This is a genomic window from Acinetobacter sp. IK23, assembly GCF_035615275.1.
GTDB lineage: Bacteria > Pseudomonadota > Gammaproteobacteria > Pseudomonadales > Moraxellaceae > Acinetobacter > Acinetobacter seifertii.
This window is the reverse complement of the sequence record NZ_JANBNX010000005.1, coordinates 52193-70954: the sequence shown is the minus strand read 5'-3', so window position 1 is coordinate 70954 and position 18762 is coordinate 52193. Positions and strand designations below refer to the sequence as shown.

Annotated in this window: 14 protein-coding genes; 9 read left to right on the top strand and 5 right to left on the bottom strand. The window is 38.7% G+C overall.

From position 1 onward, the window contains the following. The first annotated feature begins 98 nt into the window (after positions 1 to 98). A complete protein-coding gene (gene glpK, locus MSG95_RS05605; RefSeq protein WP_004699649.1) occupies positions 99 to 1607 on the top strand; it encodes a glycerol kinase GlpK in 1509 nt (502 codons plus the stop codon). A 149-nt stretch (positions 1608 to 1756) separates the two neighbouring features. Continuing rightward, positions 1757 to 3271: a glycerol-3-phosphate dehydrogenase gene (glpD, locus tag MSG95_RS05600; RefSeq protein WP_004699650.1), complete on the top strand. Its 1515-nt coding sequence runs from the start codon at positions 1757 to 1759 to the stop codon at positions 3269 to 3271. A 41-nt stretch (positions 3272 to 3312) separates the two neighbouring features. Here the strand turns inward: glpD and MSG95_RS05595 are convergent, their stop codons facing one another. After that, a complete protein-coding gene (locus MSG95_RS05595; protein ID WP_004699652.1) occupies positions 3313 to 5145 on the bottom strand; it encodes a phosphoenolpyruvate carboxykinase (GTP) in 1833 nt (610 codons plus the stop codon). A 391-nt stretch (positions 5146 to 5536) separates the two neighbouring features. Here MSG95_RS05595 and MSG95_RS05590 point away from each other — a divergent pair, with 391 nt between their 5' ends. The 4 genes from MSG95_RS05590 to groL all read left to right on the top strand — a co-directional run bounded on the left by MSG95_RS05590 (position 5537) and on the right by groL (position 9383). Continuing rightward, positions 5537 to 6475 (top strand): diacylglycerol/lipid kinase family protein, encoded by a 939-nt coding sequence (locus MSG95_RS05590; protein WP_004699656.1) that lies wholly within the window; start codon positions 5537 to 5539, stop codon positions 6473 to 6475. Continuing rightward, positions 6456 to 7214, top strand: a complete 759-nt coding sequence (locus tag MSG95_RS05585; protein ID WP_004699657.1) for a metallophosphoesterase family protein — start codon at positions 6456 to 6458, stop codon at positions 7212 to 7214. The genes MSG95_RS05590 and MSG95_RS05585 overlap by 20 nt, the downstream gene beginning before the upstream one ends. A 185-nt stretch (positions 7215 to 7399) precedes the next feature. Continuing rightward, positions 7400 to 7690 (top strand): co-chaperone GroES, encoded by a 291-nt coding sequence (locus tag MSG95_RS05580; RefSeq protein WP_004652030.1) that lies wholly within the window; start codon positions 7400 to 7402, stop codon positions 7688 to 7690. 58 nt (positions 7691 to 7748) lie between these two features. Next, positions 7749 to 9383 carry a chaperonin GroEL gene (groL, locus tag MSG95_RS05575; RefSeq protein ID WP_004699660.1) on the top strand — a complete coding sequence of 545 codons (1635 nt, stop codon included), beginning with the start codon at positions 7749 to 7751 and terminating at the stop codon, positions 9381 to 9383. A gap of 173 nt (positions 9384 to 9556) precedes the next feature. Here the strand turns inward: groL and MSG95_RS05570 are convergent, their stop codons facing one another. Then, a complete protein-coding gene (locus MSG95_RS05570; RefSeq protein ID WP_004699662.1) occupies positions 9557 to 9931 on the bottom strand; it encodes a diacylglycerol kinase in 375 nt (124 codons plus the stop codon). Positions 9932 to 10038: 107 nt separating this feature from the next. Here MSG95_RS05570 and MSG95_RS05565 point away from each other — a divergent pair, with 107 nt between their 5' ends. Next, on the top strand, positions 10039 to 11001 hold the full coding sequence (locus MSG95_RS05565; RefSeq protein ID WP_324624615.1) for an MBL fold metallo-hydrolase: 963 nt from the start codon (positions 10039 to 10041) through the stop codon (positions 10999 to 11001). A 42-nt stretch (positions 11002 to 11043) separates the two neighbouring features. Here MSG95_RS05565 and MSG95_RS05560 read toward each other — a convergent pair whose 3' ends face one another. Further along, positions 11044 to 12183, bottom strand: coding sequence for a glycerophosphodiester phosphodiesterase (locus tag MSG95_RS05560; RefSeq protein ID WP_077165146.1), 1140 nt, complete (start codon positions 12181 to 12183; stop codon positions 11044 to 11046). A gap of 264 nt (positions 12184 to 12447) precedes the next feature. On the opposite strand from MSG95_RS05560, the gene MSG95_RS05555 reads away from it, so the two are divergent. Both MSG95_RS05555 and MSG95_RS05550 read left to right on the top strand, forming a co-directional pair. Further along, entirely contained in the window at positions 12448 to 15543 is a 3096-nt protein-coding gene (locus tag MSG95_RS05555) for a multidrug efflux RND transporter permease subunit (RefSeq protein ID WP_004699668.1), read from the top strand. Between the two features lie 72 nt (positions 15544 to 15615). After that, positions 15616 to 16191 (top strand): DUF4112 domain-containing protein, encoded by a 576-nt coding sequence (locus MSG95_RS05550; RefSeq protein WP_004699670.1) that lies wholly within the window; start codon positions 15616 to 15618, stop codon positions 16189 to 16191. 38 nt (positions 16192 to 16229) lie between these two features. Here the strand turns inward: MSG95_RS05550 and htpX are convergent, their stop codons facing one another. Continuing rightward, complete coding sequence (htpX, locus tag MSG95_RS05545; protein ID WP_004699673.1) at positions 16230 to 17135, bottom strand: protease HtpX; 906 nt, start codon at positions 17133 to 17135, stop codon at positions 16230 to 16232. Between the two features lie 257 nt (positions 17136 to 17392). Then, positions 17393 to 18259 carry a lytic transglycosylase domain-containing protein gene (locus tag MSG95_RS05540; RefSeq protein WP_324624614.1) on the bottom strand — a complete coding sequence of 289 codons (867 nt, stop codon included), beginning with the start codon at positions 18257 to 18259 and terminating at the stop codon, positions 17393 to 17395. Positions 18260 to 18762: the final 503 nt, after the last annotated feature.

Below are 18762 nucleotides of genomic sequence, written 5' to 3'. Positions count from 1 at the left end.
AATGATATATTCCAAAGAAAATTTTAAATAAATACAGTTGGACATAATGTCTTAGCATTGTGGACTAGATGTGTGTAGATAATGAAAGGGACATTCAGATGTCAAATTGCCCAAAAAAATATATTGTTGCTTTTGATCAGGGAACAACAAGCTCAAGAGCAATTGTTTTAGACCATGATGCAAACGTTGTCAGTATTGCTCAAAAAGAATTTACTCAAATATATCCTCAACCGGGTTGGGTTGAGCATGACCCTATGGAAATTTGGGCAACACAAAGTGCGGTATGGGTAGAGGCATTGGCTCAAGCCGGTATTAAGAGTGAACAAGTTGCGGCAATTGGCATTACAAACCAGCGAGAAACTACAGTTGTTTGGGATAAAAAAACAGGCAAGCCGATTTACAATGCAATTGTTTGGCAAAGCCGACAGACGACTGAAATTTGTAATCAATTGCATAAAGCAGGTTGGCAAGAATATATCCGTAAAACAACGGGTTTAGTCATTGATCCTTATTTTTCAGCGACAAAAATTAAATGGATTTTAGACCATGTTGAAGGAAGCCGTGAACGTGCTAAGCGAGGAGAGTTGTTGTTTGGTACGGTGGATACATGGTTAATCTGGAAATTAACCAATGGCGGTGTTCACGTCACTGATTTTACCAATGCTTCACGAACTATGCTGTTTGATATTGAAAAGCTTGAATGGGATGAAAAGCTTTTACAGGCCTTAGATATCCCTAAAGCAATGTTACCTGAGGTACGAAGTTCATCTGAGGTTTATGGATATACACATACCATTAGTGGGCAAGAAGTCGGTATTCCAATTGCGGGAATTGCAGGTGATCAACAAGCTGCGCTTTTTGGACAAATGTGTGTTGAGGCAGGGCAGGCTAAAAATACTTACGGTACTGGCTGCTTTTTACTCATGAACACGGGTAAAAAGATTGTCCGTTCAGAGCATGGATTACTCACAACTATTGCATGCGGTTCAAGCGGTGAGGTGAACTATGCTTTAGAGGGTGCCGTATTTAATGGTGGCTCTTGTGTACAGTGGCTACGTGATGAATTAAAGGTCATTAAGAACGCTAAAGACTCTGAGCTTTATGCAACACGGGTAAAAGACAGTAATGGTGTATATGTGGTTCCTGCTTTTACTGGATTAGGTGCACCGTATTGGGACCCAACAGCGCGTGGGGCAATTTTTGGTCTGACACGTGGAGCTAGCATTGAACATATTATTCGTGCAACTTTAGAGTCCATTGCTTACCAGACAAGAGATGTACTTGATGCCATGCAGCAAGATGCCGAAGAAGAGCTTCGGACTCTCCGTGTTGATGGTGGAGTAACGGAAAATAATTTCTTGATGCAATTTCAAGCCGATATTTTAGCGACACCAGTAGAACGCCCAATAATGAAAGAAACAACTGCTTTGGGTGCAGCTTTCCTTGCAGGTTTGGCGACGGGTTTTTGGCAGGATCTTCATGAGTTAAGAAATAAATCTGCCATAGAAAAGGTATTTGAGCCAAAAATGTCTGCTGAACAATCTGAGCTGATTTATAAAGGTTGGCTTAAGGCGGTTAAGCGTAGTCAAAATTGGGCTGAGGATTGATTTTTTCTTAAATTAATTAAATTGTAGAGTAATCAATTAATGGTTAAAGGTTTGCTAATTCAAATTTGATTATTCTACTTTTTAGATTGTTGTTTCATCAATTTGATGTTTTAATTTTTATAAGATCAACAATAAAAAGAATATAAGAAATGACAATACAATCTAATGATTATTCAAAAGTATATGATATTGCCGTAATTGGTGGCGGTATTAATGGCGTCGGTATTGCTAATGATGCAGTAGGCCGTGGATTATCCGTATTTTTATGTGAAAAAGATGATTTAGCCAGTCACACCTCATCTGCTAGCAGTAAATTAATTCATGGTGGTCTACGTTATTTAGAACATAAAGAGTTCAGGTTGGTCAGGGAAGCATTAGCAGAACGAGAAGTGTTGTTGGCTAAAGCGCCACATATTATTGCACCAATGCGTTTTATTATGCCTCATCGACCACACTTACGTCCGGCTTGGCTAATTCGAGCGGGTCTATTCTTTTATGATCATTTGGGAAAACGAGAAAAATTATTAGGTTCAAATCTGATTTATTTCAAAGAAGATAGTCCCTTGAAACCAGCTATAACGCGTGGGTTTGAATATTCTGACTGTACTGTAGATGACGCACGTCTTGTTGTATTAAATGCGCTACAAGCTAAAGAGCAGGGTGCCAAAGTCGTGACACGAACTCGATGTGTGAAGGCTTATAAAGAACAAGAACTGTGGTACTTGGAACTACAAAGTGGAGCTGAGGTTTATCAGATACGTGCAAGAGCTTTAGTAAATGCAGCTGGTCCTTGGGTTGAAGAAATTATTAGTGAAAACCTAAACTTAAGATCACCTTATCAAGTCCGATTGATCCAAGGAAGTCATATTGTTGTGCCAAAGCTATGTGATTGTCATAAAGCCTTTATTATGCAAAATGAAGACCGACGTATCGTGTTTGCAATACCATATTTAGAAAAATATACCCTCATTGGTACAACAGATCAGGAATATAAAGGTGATCCACAAAAGGTAGAGATTACCGATGTAGAAATAGATTATCTTTTGACGGTCACAAATTCACATTTTAAAAAGCAGTTAACGCGAGCAGATATTGTAAGTCAGTACTCAGGTGTACGCGCTTTATGTGATGATGAGTCTGATAACCCTTCGGCAATTACCCGTGACTATACTTTGGCACTACAGGCAGAAAATAATGCACCATTGTTATCGGTATTTGGCGGCAAGATTACGACTTATCGAAAACTGGCTGAGGCTGCTTTAGAACATTTGTCTCCGTTCTTTAGTGAAATGGCAGAGGAGTGGACTGCCAATAAGCCATTACCAGGTGCTGAGAACTGGACCACACTAGATGATTTAATCAACCAGATTCAATTACATGTAAGTGGAGTTTCTGAATCCCTTGCCAAGCGTTGGGCTCATGCATATGGCACAAGAGTTTGGAACATGCTCCATGAACGAAATGCTATGGAACAATTGGGGCAAAACTTTGGTCACGATTTATTTGAATGTGAAGTTAAATATTTATGTGAATATGAGTGGGCAAATACTGCAGAAGACATACTCTGGCGAAGATCTAAATTAGGTTTGGCATTTGATGATAAACAGATAAAAGTGTTAGAAGCTTATTTATCTGAACGTCGACTAAAAGATGATGCCGCATAATAAAAAAGGCCGCATAAAGCGGCCTTTTTTATATTCAGCAATTAGAAGCCAGTTTTTACAGCTTCAAGTAAAGCTGCTTGACGTTCTTTTAATGCTTTTGGTAAGCGCTCACCAAGTTTATTGAATAACTCAGTGTGGCTTTCAATTTCAGTAACCCACTGATCTTTATCTTGAGCTGTGATAAGGTCAAATTCTTCTTTAGAGAACTCAGTACCTTCCCAGTTCAAGTCATCGTAAGTTGGAACAAGGCCAATTGGTGTTTCAACAGCGTTTGCACGACCTTCACAACGGTCAATGATCCACTCAAGAACACGCATGTTTTGACCGAAACCAGGCCATACGAAGTTGCCTTCAGCATCACGACGGAACCAGTTTACATTGAAGATTTTTGGTAATTTATTACCAGCAGCTTCAGCTTTTGTACTTACTTCTTGACCAAGGCTTAACCAGTGATCGAAGTAGTCAGCCATGTTGTAGCCAGCAAATGGAAGCATCGCGAATGGGTCACGACGAACGATACCTTGTTGACCAACAGCAGCAGCTGTAGTTTCAGAACCCATAGTTGCAGCTTTATAAACGCCGTCAACCCAGTCAAAAGCTTCAGAAACTAAAGGAACTGTATCTGCACGGCGACCACCGAAGATGAATGCAGAAATTGGAACACCTGCTGGGTTTTCCCAATCAGCATCGATAGATGGACATTGACCTGCTGCAACAGTGAAACGAGCATTTGGATGTGCTGCTTTTTCACCGTTTACGTGAGGTTGACCTTTCCAGTTCGTTAAGTTTGTTGGAACTTCTTTAGAAAGACCTTCCCACCATACTTGACCATCTTCAGTTACTGCTACGTTTGTGTAGATAACATCTTTATGAAGAGTTGCCATACAGTTTGGGTTAGTCTTGGTATTTGTACCAGGAGCTACACCGAAGAAACCAGCTTCAGGGTTAATCGCATATAAACGGCCGTCTTCACCTGGTTTGATCCAAGCAATATCGTCACCTACAGTTTCGATTTTCCAACCTTCATAACCTGCTGGTGGAATTAACATCGCAAAGTTTGTTTTACCACAAGCAGATGGGAAAGCAGCAGCGATGTAGTGTTTTTCACCTTGAGGGTTAGTTACACCAAGAATAAGCATGTGTTCAGCTAACCAACCTTGTTCGCGTCCCATGACAGAAGCGATACGAAGAGCTAAACATTTTTTACCAAGTAATGCGTTACCGCCGTACCCAGAACCGAAAGACCAGATTTCACGAGTCTCTGGGTAATGAACGATATATTTCTCTGGGTTACATGGCCATGCAACGTCTTTTTGACCTTCAGCAAGTGGTGCACCTACTGTGTGTACGCAAGGAACGAATTCGCCGTCTGTACCTAATACGTCATAAACTGCTTTACCCATACGTGCCATTTTGCGCATGCTAACAGCAACATAAGGAGAGTCAGTTAACTCGATACCGATATGAGCAATATGGCTACCTAAAGGACCCATAGAGAAAGGAACAACGTACATCGTACGGCCTTCCATTGAACCTTCAAATAAACCATTTAATTTTTCACGCATAACAGCTGGATCTTCCCAGTTGTTTGTCGCACCAGCATCTTCTTTATTTTGAGAGCAGATGTAAGTACGATCTTCAACACGCGCAACGTCAGATGGGTCAGAATTTGCAAGATAAGAACCAGGATGTTTTTCTTGGTTTAATTTCTGCATGGTGCCGTTAGCGATCATCAAGTCGATTAGACGTTGAGATTCTTCTTCGCTTCCGTCACACCATTCGATTTTTGCTGGTTTGGTTAAGTTTGCAATTTCTTCAACCCATGCTATAAGCTTAGGATGACGAACGAATTCTGGTGCGTTCACTGTGGTCATGGTGAGGCCTATTCAAAATATGTACAACGTACAAGTCTATTCATTGGGGTACAATGAAAGATCAAATAAAAAAGTGGCTGTATTAAAGCATAAAATCATAAAAAAAATAAGACTAAAGACTAACAATTAGATATTTGGGTTTCTGAGAGTTTTTTAATGAAAATCATTTGGTTAGAGTTTTTTATACGGTTTATACTTTCATATTTTTATGTTGTATGTGTGTTATTTATTAAAATTATTTTATTTAAAATCAATAAATTAACTCTTAAATATTTCTTGAGAATTATTATTGATTAAACAAATGAAGATCATTCAAAATTTACATAAAGAGACTTTTAATAGGTGATTTTATATACAAAATAGAATAAACATCCCTATTTACGATAATAAAATGCGGCCCTTAAAACCTCTTTCAATCATCTACAATGAAAAATCAGGATTTCATGCTTCAAAGCATGAAGATGTTTATGAGCAAGTGATGACCGCGTTAACAGAACATGATTTTGAGATACAAGTTTTTGAATTAAATGAAGATACATCATTTGATGATTTGATGAATAATGTGATCCATCGGCATTCACAAAACGAAAATAGAGGGGTAGTTGTTGCAGCTGGTGGGGATGGCACTTTAAATGCTGTTGCATCTAAACTTAAAAATACATCTATTCCAATGGGAATTTTGCCTTTAGGGACTTTTAACTACGTTGCTAAAGTTTTAGATATTCCATTAGACCTTTTGGACGCAGTAGAAGTTATTGCCACAGGTACACCTCGATCGGTTCATATAGCAGCAATCAATGATCATATTTATTTGAATAATGCCAGTTTAGGTCTATATCCACTCTTTATTAAAAAGCGCGAACTTTACAATAAATATTTAGGAAGGCTTCCTTTACATGCTTATACCTCAGCTTTAGATGTTTTATTAAGAGAAAATAAATCCATGAAGTTGTCGATAACGGTAGATGGGAAAAAATATCCAGTTAAAGCCCCTCTAATTTTTTTTGGAAATAACCAATTACAGTTGTGTGATATGAAACTCAGGATTGCAGAATGTGCAGCACAGGGAAGAGTGGCTGGAGTTGTAATTACAAAAAGTGATAAGCTGAGTTTGCTGAATATGCTTTGGCAATGGGTTCAAGGTAAAGTTGAAGATGCAGAAGACGTATATAGTTTTTGTGCAGATCATGTTGTGGTGGAATGTGCAAAGAAATCGAAACTTACAGTTGCTTTAGATGGTGAAATTATAGAAATGAAACCACCTTTAAATTTCACTGTAGAAAAGAATGCTTTAAATATTATGGTGCCGAATGTTATTACATCTGTCTGATTTACACTTTGGCACAGAAAAAAAAGAGTGTTTAGAGGCGATAAGATACTTTTGTATTCAGCAACAGCCTGAAGTGATTGTTGTGAGTGGGGATATTACCCAACGTGCCAGATATGAACAATTTTTTAAATGCCGACAGTTTTTAGATAGTCTCAATATTCCTTATCTTGTGGTGCCTGGAAATCATGATATTCCTTTGTATCATGTCTGGAACCGTTTTTTTTCTCCATTTACCCGATATCGATATTTTTTTGGTGAACTAGAGCCGACTTTAGAAACCGAACATTTCTATATTGTTGGGGTAAACAGCATACGTCGTCGTTATCACACACGTGGGCATATTTCGATTGAACAAATTCAAGATACTTATGAGCGTTTAGAGAAAGCGCCAAAAGATAAAATAAAGCTGGTGGTTTTCCATCAACCTTTTTATACACCACCTGACAATAAGCATGGAATAAAGGATTGTCCGGTTTTGGGAAAAATTGCCTTAGAAAAGTGGAGTACAACAGGATTATTTGGAATGTTGCATGGTCATCTCCATAAAACGGCTGTATATGATTTAACGCAAATTTATCATTTAGAAATAGATCATCCTATTTATGATATTCATGCGGGTACAGCAACTTCTACTCGTTTATATCATCACAATCCGAATAGCTTTAATACAGTTTCAAATACAGGAAAGATTCAGCATTATTGGTTCAATGAACAGTTGGCTGAATTCACTTCAGATTGATCTGGGTTAGATGAGATTAAATATTTGATTGTTTAAAAAATATTCAAAAAAGAGGAAATTTTTTCTTATTTCCCCTTGAAGCCTTTTTTTTCATCCCCACAAAAGTGACATCTAAATATTTTGTTATTGCTCTGGATTAAAGCAATAACGATTAATCAAAAAGACTTAGTCTGATGGAGTTAATTATGAGCAACATTCGTCCATTACATGATCGCGTTGTGATTCGTCGTGTAGAAGAAGAAACCAAAACTGCTGGTGGTATTTTATTGCCAGGTTCTGCTGCTGAAAAACCATCTCAAGGTGAAGTAATTGCAGTAGGTAATGGTCAAATCACTGATAACGGCGTACGTGCTTTGGATGTTAAAGTTGGTGACAAAGTGTTATTCGGTACTTATGCAGGTACAACAGTTAAAGTAAGCGGTGAAGAACTCTTAATCATGAAAGAGTCAGACATCTTAGCTGTATTAGAAGGCTAATCGATTCATAACTCAATTCATTATCAGATTCAGTATTTAAAAAGATTCGGAGTTTAATATGTCAGCTAAAGACGTAAAATTTGGTGATTCAGCTCGCTCAAAAATGATTGCAGGTGTAAACGTACTTGCAGATGCGGTTAAAGTGACTTTAGGTCCTAAAGGCCGTAATGTTGTGATCGACCGTTCTTTCGGTGCGCCGCACATCACTAAAGACGGTGTGACTGTTGCTAAAGAAATTTCATTAAAAGACAAGTTTGAAAACATGGGTGCTCAACTTGTTCGTGAAGTTTCAAGCAAAACTAATGACATCGCAGGTGACGGTACAACAACTGCGACTGTACTTGCTCAAGCAATTTTAAACGAAGGTATCAAATCAGTAACTGCTGGTATGAACCCAATGGATTTAAAACGCGGTATCGATATTGCAGTAAAAACTGTAGTTGAAAATATACGTTCTATTGCTAAACCAGCTGATGATTTCAAAGCAATTGAACAAGTTGGTTCTATCTCTGCTAACTCTGATACTACTGTTGGTAAACTTATTGCTCAAGCAATGGAAAAAGTAGGTAAAGAAGGTGTAATCACTGTAGAAGAAGGTTCTGGCTTCGAAGACGCATTAGACGTTGTAGAAGGTATGCAGTTTGACCGTGGTTATATCTCTCCGTACTTTGCTAACAAGCAAGATACTTTGACTGCTGAACTTGAAAACCCATTCATCCTTCTTGTTGACAAAAAAATCAGCAACATTCGTGAATTGATTTCTGTTTTAGAAGCAGTTGCTAAAACTGGTAAACCACTTCTTATCATCGCTGAAGATGTTGAAGGTGAAGCGCTTGCAACTCTTGTTGTAAACAACATGCGCGGTATTATCAAAGTGTGTGCTGTTAAAGCTCCTGGTTTCGGTGACCGTCGTAAAGCTATGCTTCAAGACATCGCAATCTTGACTGGCGCAACTGTTATTTCTGAAGAAGTTGGTATGTCTTTAGAACAAGCGACTCTTCAAGATTTAGGTACAGCGCACAAAATCACTGTTTCTAAAGAAAACACAGTTATTGTTGACGGTGCTGGTGATGCTGCTGCTATCGCTGAGCGTGTTCAACAAATCCGTGCTCAAATCGAAGAATCTACTTCAGAATATGACCGTGAAAAATTACAAGAACGCGTTGCTAAATTGGCAGGCGGTGTTGCTGTAATTAAAATCGGTGCAGCAACTGAAGTTGAAATGAAAGAGAAGAAAGACCGTGTAGACGACGCTCTTCACGCAACTCGTGCAGCAGTTGAAGAAGGTGTTGTTGCAGGTGGTGGTGTTGCGCTTGTACGTGCTGTAAACGTTCTTGATGGCTTAAAAGGTTCTAACGAAGACCAAACTGCAGGTATCAACATTTTACGCCGTGCGATCGAAGCTCCACTTCGTCAAATCGTTGCGAACGCTGGTGATGAGCCATCTGTAGTGATCAACGCTGTTAAGGGTGGTGAAGGTAACTTCGGTTATAACGCTGCAACTGGCGAATATGGCGATATGTTAGAAATGGGTATTCTTGACCCAGCTAAAGTAACTCGTTCTGCACTTGAGCACGCTGCTTCTGTTGCGGGCTTAATGTTGACTACAGAATGTATGATTACTGACATTCCTGAAGACAAACCAGCTGCTCCAGACATGGGCGGTATGGGTGGAATGGGCGGCATGATGTAATTCAACATTAACGTCTAAATAAAAAATCCCTGCATTTGCAGGGATTTTTTTTATTTCTTATATAAATTAAGAAAAAGTTAAGTTGATATTCTTAAACTTATAGTCAGGAACAGTAGCTGTAGTTCCTCTTTTTTGTTACACCATGCTTATCCTTTTATAAGCATGGTTTTTTTTTAGCCTAATAAAATGATAAGCCATGTCACTGCAATAATAGACAGTGCAACAAACTGTGCAGCACTTCCCATATCTTTGGCATTTTTAGAGAGTTGATGTTTTTCAAGTGATACGCGGTCAACTACTGCCTCAATCGCAGAATTGAATAGTTCTACAATAATTGCAAATAAACATACAACGACCATAAGTGCATGTTCACCACGAGTCACATCTAGGAAAAAGCTAGTAGGGATAAGCACGACATTAATTAAAACAATTTGTCGAAAAGCGGCTTCATTTTTATAAGCTGCCTTAAATCCTGAAATTGAATAACCTGTCGCATTCAAGATGCGCTTGAGTCCGCTTTTGCCTTTGTAGGGAGAATAACTATTCATTCACTTATATTTTTAACACTTTTCATGCATTATATATCGCGGCCCTCAAAAAAAATATTAAATCTTTTTTAAAGATTTTGACTTTATAACTTGATAGAGAAGAAGAGATGAAAAAACTATTTGTAGCATTAGGACTTGTCATGGGTGGCTTACATGTAAGCTATGCAGAGCCTGCTTCAGCTCAGCAAGTACCGGGATATTATAAGCATCAATTTGGTAATTATCGCATCACCTCTTTACTTGATGGCACCATTTATTTAGACCCTAAATTATTCAAAAATTTGAGTCAGGCTGAGAAGACTAAAATTTTAACTAAGTATGCCGCTGTTAATGAGAAGGGCATCCAGACTTCTGTAAATGCATTTTTAGTAGATGACGGCAAAAGTTTGACGCTTGTTGATAGCGGTGCCTCAAGTTGTTTTGGCCCACAGTTGGGTTCGATTGCTAAAAATCTTGAACTGGCAGGCTATCAGCTTGCTAACGTGAAAACGGTTTTATTGACACATTTGCACCCAGACCATGTTTGTGGAATTGCTAAAGATGGAAAAGCAGTATTTCCTAATGCAACTATTTATGCGCATGAACGTGAAGCAGATTACTGGTTAAACCCAGCTTCTGAAAAAACAGTACCAGCAAATCAAAAAGAAAATTATTTAGGCACTGTTAAAAATGTAAAAGTTGCACTTGCACCTTATGAGGCGAGAAAAGCATTCAAAACCTTTAAAGATGGTGATGTCATTCAAGGTTTTGAAGTAATCAATACACAAGGGCACACACCGGGTCACCATAGCTTCCGTTTAAAGAGCAAGGGTCAACAAATTGTCTTTGTAGGGGACATTGTCCACTCACATTCTTTTCAGTTTGATGCTCCAAAAACTGGCGTAGATTTTGATGTAAATTCCGAGCAGGCAATTAATACCCGTTTAAAAATGTTTGCTGAAATTTCAAATAAACAGCAATGGGTAGCTGCTCCACATTTGCCATTTCCGGGGATTGGCCATGTATATAAAGTGAATGCAGAGCAATATCAGTGGATTCCTTTATATTTTAATAACAGTCTTGAGAAGTAAAAAATGGGGCATTCAATGCCCCATTTTTTATTAAGTATTTAATTATTTTGTTGTTTTCTCAAAATTAGTCACAGCTTGACGGCCAAGTGCAGGATCATCGGTAAAGACACCATCTACACCTGCTTTAAAATATGCTTCGAACTCTTTTAAAGCACCTGTTGGACAACGTTCAGCAGGTTTGTCGCTACATTTTAAAGGTTGTGGTAAAAAGTTGTTTTCTGGGCGGAAAGTATATGGGTGTACTTTTAAGCCAGCGGCATGTGCATCGCTAATAAATGAAGTGGTTTGTACTGAACCATCAGTATTGAAATTAAGAATATAGTTTTTGCTTGGGCCAACGCCATTTGCATATTTAGCAACATCTTTTAAGCTTTGTGCTGTGGCCAAATCACCATACGTCTTAGATACACCAGATTCAACAAAGTCGGCTGGTCGAGATGTTTTTGCATCATATAACTGAATGATTTGTGCATGTTTAAGTGTCTTATGAAGGTCAAGTTGATCTTTTAAATATTTTAAATTGCTGACTTCAAAAGACTGCAAATAGATAGGTGCGATATCACGTGTATATTGATACTTGGCCAGAGTTTTAAGAAGTGTGTCCTCCATAGCCAAATTTCTATTTTTAAAATAAGTGGGATGTTTGGTTTCGATATATAAACCAATAATCTTGCCAGTTTTTTTATAATTTGCTTCGGCAAGTTCAATGACTTGTTCGAGCGTCGGAATTGAATAGAGGTCATTGTAAGCTGTATTTGCTGGTCGGAACTCAGGAATACGCTCACGTGCTTTAACTTGTTGTAATTCATTTAAGGTGAGGTCTTCAGTAAACCAACCCGTTAAATTAACACCATCAATATTTTTGGTGGTTTTGCGGTCCGCAAATTGGGTAAGGGTACTGATATTGGTAGTCCCACCAATTTCGTTTTCATGACGCGTAACCAATACACCATCTTTTGTTGACACCAGATCGGGTTCGATAAAGTCAGCACCATCATCAATCGCTTTTTGATATGAAGCTAACGTATGTTCAGGACGTAAAGCGCTAGCGCCGCGGTGTCCGATAACTAAAATTTTAGGAAGTTGATATTCTGGTGTAGTTGGTGTCGTTTCAATTTTATCATCGTCATTACAACCGACCAAGCTAACTAAACTTAAGCATAAAAGTGCTTTTCTAAACATAATTCTACTCATATTGTTTTAGTTGAAACGACTCAAGTATTAAGATTTAGTTTGACATGATCATGAAGAATTCATGAATTTTAAGTGACACTAGTTAACTGGTTCTTTATTGCTTTGTTGGAAATATTCAAACGCGCTTTGTTTTTGTCTTAATTACATTTATTGTTTTAATTCTACTTGTCTTTTTTACATTGCTCGTTGATGATCACATGGTCTCAAAGCGGCATTTATTTCTGTTAATTAACGACATTATACCGGGCAGCCATGCTATCTAAATTTTTTATTGAACGTCCTATTTTTGCCAATGTCCTGGCGATCATTGTTATGGCTTTCGGTATTTTTTCGGTCATGAATTTACCTGTAGAACGATATCCAGATATCGCGCCGCCGAAGATTACAGTGTCAGCCAACTATAGTGGCGCAGATGCGCAAACGGTTGAGCAAAGTGTGACTCAAATTTTAGAACAGCAAATACAAGGGATTGACCACTTACTCTATTTTAGTTCATCAAGTGATTCATCGGGACGTAGCCGAATTACCATTAGTTTTGATAATGGAACCAACCCAGACACTGCTCAGGTCCAAGTCCAAAACAGTATTAGCGGTGTCATACGCCGTTTACCCGATGAAGTTCAGCGCCAAGGTGTGACAGTCAATAAGTCACTAGGTGATACTTTTATGGTAATTGGTTTATATGACTCGACAGGTAAAACGGGAAATATTGAGCTATCAGACTATTTAACTACGCACGTGGTAGATAACCTGAACCGTATTGAAGGGGTGGGTGAAACTGATGTATTTGGTTCGCAATATGCGATGCGTATTTGGTTAAATCCGGACAAGTTAAAACAATATAATTTAATGCCAAGTGATGTGGCGAACGCAATCACTGCCCAAAATACCCAAGTTGCTGCAGGTGCAATTGGTGATTTACCAGTCATTGATGGACAATATTTAAATACAAAAGTGACTGCAGGTTCTCGACTCAAAACAGTCGATGATTTTAAAAATATTGTTGTAAAGTCGAATAAAACTGCGAGTTATGTTTACTTAAAAGATATTGCACGAGTTGAGCTTGGTGCAGAGAACTACCAGTCCTTTAATACGATTAATGGTTATCCTGCGGCAGGTTTAGGTATTTCGTTATCTTCTGGTGCAAATGCAATTCAGACCTCTAAGCTCATTCATCAAACCTTAGATCAGCTCGCAACTAAATTACCAGCTGGCTATAAGATCGTTTATCCACGAGATAATACGCCGTTTGTTCAAGAGTCAATTAAGGAAGTTGTTAAGACCCTTGTAGAAGCGATTATTCTGGTTATTTTGGTCATGTTCCTATTTTTACAAAGCTGGCGCGCCACTCTTATTCCGAGTATTACCGTGCCAGTTGTTATTCTAGGGACTTTTGCGGTCTTATATGTGCTCGGGTTTAGTATTAACACATTGACATTATTTGCATTGGTACTCGCCATAGGTTTGTTGGTTGATGATGCAATTGTGGTTGTTGAAAACGTTGAACGGCTCATGCATGAACAGCACTTAAGCCCTAAAGAAGCTGCGATTGAGTCAATGGGTGAAATTAGTGGGGCCTTAGTTGGGATTACTTTGGTTTTAACCGCAGTTTTTATTCCAATGTCTTTTTTAGGTGGCTCAATTGGGGTGATTTACCGCCAGTTTTCCATTACTTTAGTTGCCGCTATGGCACTATCGCTGGTTGTTGCACTTGTATTAACCCCCGCCTTATGTGCATTAATTTTAAAACCGAACTCTGAACCTAAGCGTTGGGCAATTTGGTTTAACCAAAAAATTGATCAACTTAAGAATAAATATATCAAGCTTGTTCAGACGAGTATTGATTACAGTAAATCAGTTATTGTGATTTTTGTTGCGCTGATAGCAGTTTTTACGCTGTTCTATAGTGGTTTAAAAAGTGGATTTATTCCTAAAGAAGACCAAGGTATTTTAAGCGTTCAAATTAAATTGGTAGATAGTGCTCCAATTTCTGAAAGTCAGAAAATCGGTGAGCAAGTACGCCAATACTTTCTGAAACAAGAAGATAAAAATGTTGATTTGGTTTTAATTCGTTACGGTCGAAATAATGCCGGTACTGGACAAAATTTAGCACAAGGCTTTGTTGCTTTAAAACCTTGGGATGTCCGTACTGCAAAAGAAAACTCCGCTGACGCTATACAAAAGCGTGCAATGAAATATTTTAGTCATTTAAATAATGCTCAAATTAATGTGACCTTACCACCTTCAGTAAATGGTTTAGGCCAAACGGATGGTCTAGATTTTTGGATTCAGGACTTAAATGGTCAAGGTCAAAACTTCTTAGATGGGATGTTCCGACAGTTACAAACTCAAAGTAAAAACTATTCAACTTTCGAAAATTTTGATAAGCAGTCTACCAATAGTAAAGCGAATCTGAATATCAAGATTGATCAGAAACAGGCTTTGGCAAATAGTTTGGAACTCTCAGCAATTAACAATACGTTATCGAGTGCATGGGGTGGAACTTACGTAAATGACTTTATTGATCGGGGCCGTATTAAACGCGTCATGATTCAAGGTGATGCCCAGTTTAGATCTAAACCTGAAGATTTATATAATTGGTCTGTGCGTAATAGCCAAAATGAAATGGTGCCTTTTAGCTCATTTGCAAACTTCAGCTGGGGCGGGGCACCGGAAATTGTGAAACGCTATATGGGATATAGTGCTTTACAGCTACAGGCAGATGTTGCGAGTGGTAGCAGTTCTGGTCAAGCCATGAAGGATGTTGAACAACTCGTCAACCAGCAAAAAGACATCGGCTTAGCATGGACTGGCTTGTCTTTTGAAGAACAAAAGTCGACGAATCAGGCTGTATGGTTATATCTGATTTCGGCTGGTTTTATTTTCTTATGTTTAGCTGCTTTGTATGAAAGCTTAAGTATTCCTGCTGCTGTAATGACTTCTATTCCGCTAGGTGTAGGAGGAAGTGTCATTTTCTCTTATATCTTTGGTTTACCAAATGACGTGTATTTCCAAATTGCACTTTTAACTACGATTGGGTTGTCATGTAAAAACGGAATTTTAATTGTTGAGTTCGCTGCATTAGCTCAAGAGAAAGGAAAGAATGCTATTCAGGCTGCTCTAGAAGGCGCGAGCTTGCGTTTAAGACCGATTTTAATGACTTCTTTAGCCTTTGGTGCTGGGGTGATTCCACTTGTGTTTGCACAGGGTGCTGGTGCGGTGAGCCGTCAAGAAATTGGTATTAGTATTTTAGGTGGTGTGATGTTTGGTACTGTGCTGGTTTTATTCTTTATTCCAGTGATGTACGTGTTATTACGCTCACTGTTTAAAGCGAAAGCTTCGAGTTAAAAGCAAACAATTTAAAATCAGGCATTAAATCAAGTATATTAAGTTTAACTTCTCTTCATATATTTGATTTAGATGCCTCAAGAAAAAAAACTAACACAGCAACAGGTCATCGCATTAGAACGAGATCTGGCTAAATTCGCAACCATGATGGATAGCGCAGTCCGTATTCCTTTTACAAAGCAGGGTATTGGGGCCGATGCGGCCCTAAGTACCATTCCTATTGCGGGTGATGTAGCGGGTTTCGTCCTGACTTGCTATGCCATATATAAAGCCAAGCAAATTGGTGTACCGCAGCATAAGCTCACTCCCGTTATAAAATTGGCTGTAGTCGATGCTGTGGTGGGTTGTGTTCCAGTTGCTGGGACTATTTTCGATATTTTTATACGTCCTAGCAGAAAAGCGTTAGACGTCGTCCATACCCACATTCGTGAAGAATATGCGATTCAAAGTGATATGCATGTTGTCCATCCGTATTTACATGAAAAGCTTGAAAAGAAGCAGCAACAGTCAGCTTTCTGGCGTAACCCTGTTGTGAGTTGGCTATGGCTACATATACCCGATTTATTGGGGATGTTTGTGCTTATTTTGATTGGTTTTGCAATGTGGTGGGGAATCAGTTTTCTTTGGGGACTTGCCCATTCAGCCTAATAAAAAAGCCTCCAACTGGAGGCTTTTCATTCACTGTGTTATGGGCAATCTAACTGATGTAGAGCTGCAACACGCTGTTCGATCGAAGGGTGAGTTTGGAACAATGCAGCCAAGCTAAAGCCTTGTTCTTTACCTTCCGCAATAGCGAACGCTTTCATTTCTTTTGGCATTTGGTCAGGTAACTCTGTTTCTGCCTGTAAACGTAATAAAGCAGAAATCATTGCTTGTTTACCAGCTAAACGTGCACCTGCTTCATCAGCACGGTATTCACGGTAGCGAGAGAACCACATCACAATAGCAGAAGCTAGGATACCGAACACGATATCTAAAACCATCGTAATGAGGAAATAACCCATACCAGGTGCTTCATTGTCTTGACGACCAAAAACATTACGGTCGATAAAGTCACCTACTACGCGAGCAAAGAACATAACAAAGGCGTTTACAACACCTTGGATGAGTGCCAATGTGACCATGTCACCATTTGCAACGTGACCAATCTCGTGCGCAAGCACTGCACGTAGCTCATCTTTGTTCATACGCTCAAGTAGACCGCTTGAAACGGCAACTAAGGCATCATTTTTATTCCAGCCTGTTGCGAAGGCATTAGACTGATATGAAGGAAAGATACCAACCTCTGGCATATTAATACCAGCACGTTGAGAAAGTTCAGCGACTGTTTGCAATAACCAGCTTTCAGCTTGGTTACGAGGAGCATTTGGGTCAATCAGTTCTGTACCAGTAGTTTTTTTAGCCATCCATTTGGACATAAATAGAGAGACTAATGAGCCCACCATACCAAACACAAAACAGATGACTAAAAGGTTGCCTAGATTCAAGCCACCCGCGCCATGGTAACTACCGACACCGAAGAGTGACAAAATAATGCCAGCTACAACCAGTACCGCGAGGTTGGTAAGCAAAAACAAACCAATCCGCATCATTGAGAAAATCCTCTTATAAATAAAATATTATCTGATTTATAAATTATAAATCACTTAGCTAATATGCGGCGCTTAGGGGAAAAATTCAAGAAAAAAATAAGGAATCAATACATTCTTTAGTGGATAAGAATGTATTTAAATTAAACAAGTTATTTATACGGCCCATCTAAACACAGAGGCGTGGGTAATAGATCATTACAATTTTTAGACAATGGGCCTCGTTAAAAGATTAACTGCAATGCATGAGTTGTTTCAATTTACTCGATTCTAATATGCGCAATTGCTGTTGCGTTATTGGTGACATAAGTTCCTGTAGGTGCATCAGTATAGGTACCATCAGCCAAAGTCACAATTTGGCGTGCAGAAGAATATTTAACAGGTTTAGACGATACTTGTTGTGTTGTGGCGGCTTGAGGTAGCTCTGGGCGACTTACAGTCTGGGTAGAAATATTTGAGTTCGTAAAAGATGAAAGGCTTACCCCAGAAGAATATAAGTTCTGATATCGACTGGTTACTCGGCGAACATAATCTTGGGTTTCACGAAATGGGGGAATGCCACCGTATTTATCAACGTTGCCTTCACCAGCATTATAGGCTGCGAGTGCCATTTGCGTATTGCCATTAAAACGCTTGAGCAACCAGCCCAGATATTTCGCACCAGCAAAGATATTTTGCTGAGGATCGTAAGCGTTAGAAACGTTAAAGCGACGGGCAGTGGCTGGCATGAGTTGCATTAGGCCTTGGGCACCGACTGGAGAGTGGGCATTTACATTGAAACCCGATTCGGTATGCATGACTGCTTTAATTAAACCTTCAGATACACCGTGCTGTTGCGCCGCCTGCTTAATAATATGGTCAAACGCATTTTTATTTTTGCTATAGCTTGGTAGAACAGAAGCTTCTGAAGCGCCCCAGTTTGTATAACTATGAATATTACTATCAGGATAGTAAGTCACTTTTACTTTCTTGAGTGAATTGTCATAGCTTTTACGGTTAGTCAGTAAAGTACTGCCATTTTTGTCTTGGTAAACGTACATCTGACCTGCAAAAGTCGACGTTACACCGACCGAAAAAGTGGTCATCCCCAGCAAACAAGAAAAAAGATATTGAACCGAATTTTTCATTTTATGTTATTCACAATTTTAAGGTATTCAAGACTTGTCAAAGAGTTTATCAAAAAATATTAAAGAAAGAAGTTTTGTGTAATTTTTTTTATTTTCGCTGTTTTAAAAAATCAAGCTGTTTTGTTCGAATGATCATCAAAAAAAATTAAAATTTTTTTTTTAAAATGATTCTATTGACTTGAATAACTGTTTGAAAAATAAAGGTAAAAATGATTGGTTAAAAAATGATCAATTTAAATAAAACCCTTAACAGAAGGTGAAAACAGTTTGTCAAGCACGAAGAAATCCACAATTTTATCCACAGGTTTTGTGGAAAACTGTGGAAAAGTCCAAAAAGTAAGCATTTTGCGCAAAAAATGAACTCATCGGTCAAAATGGAGCACGACTTTTGCATCATGCCTGAGCATTATGACGACTTCAAGAATTGAAACTATTCTTTTGATGCGATTCCCGTCCGAATCATATAAAATTGCGCGGTATTTTTATTTATGGGTATATCTCGT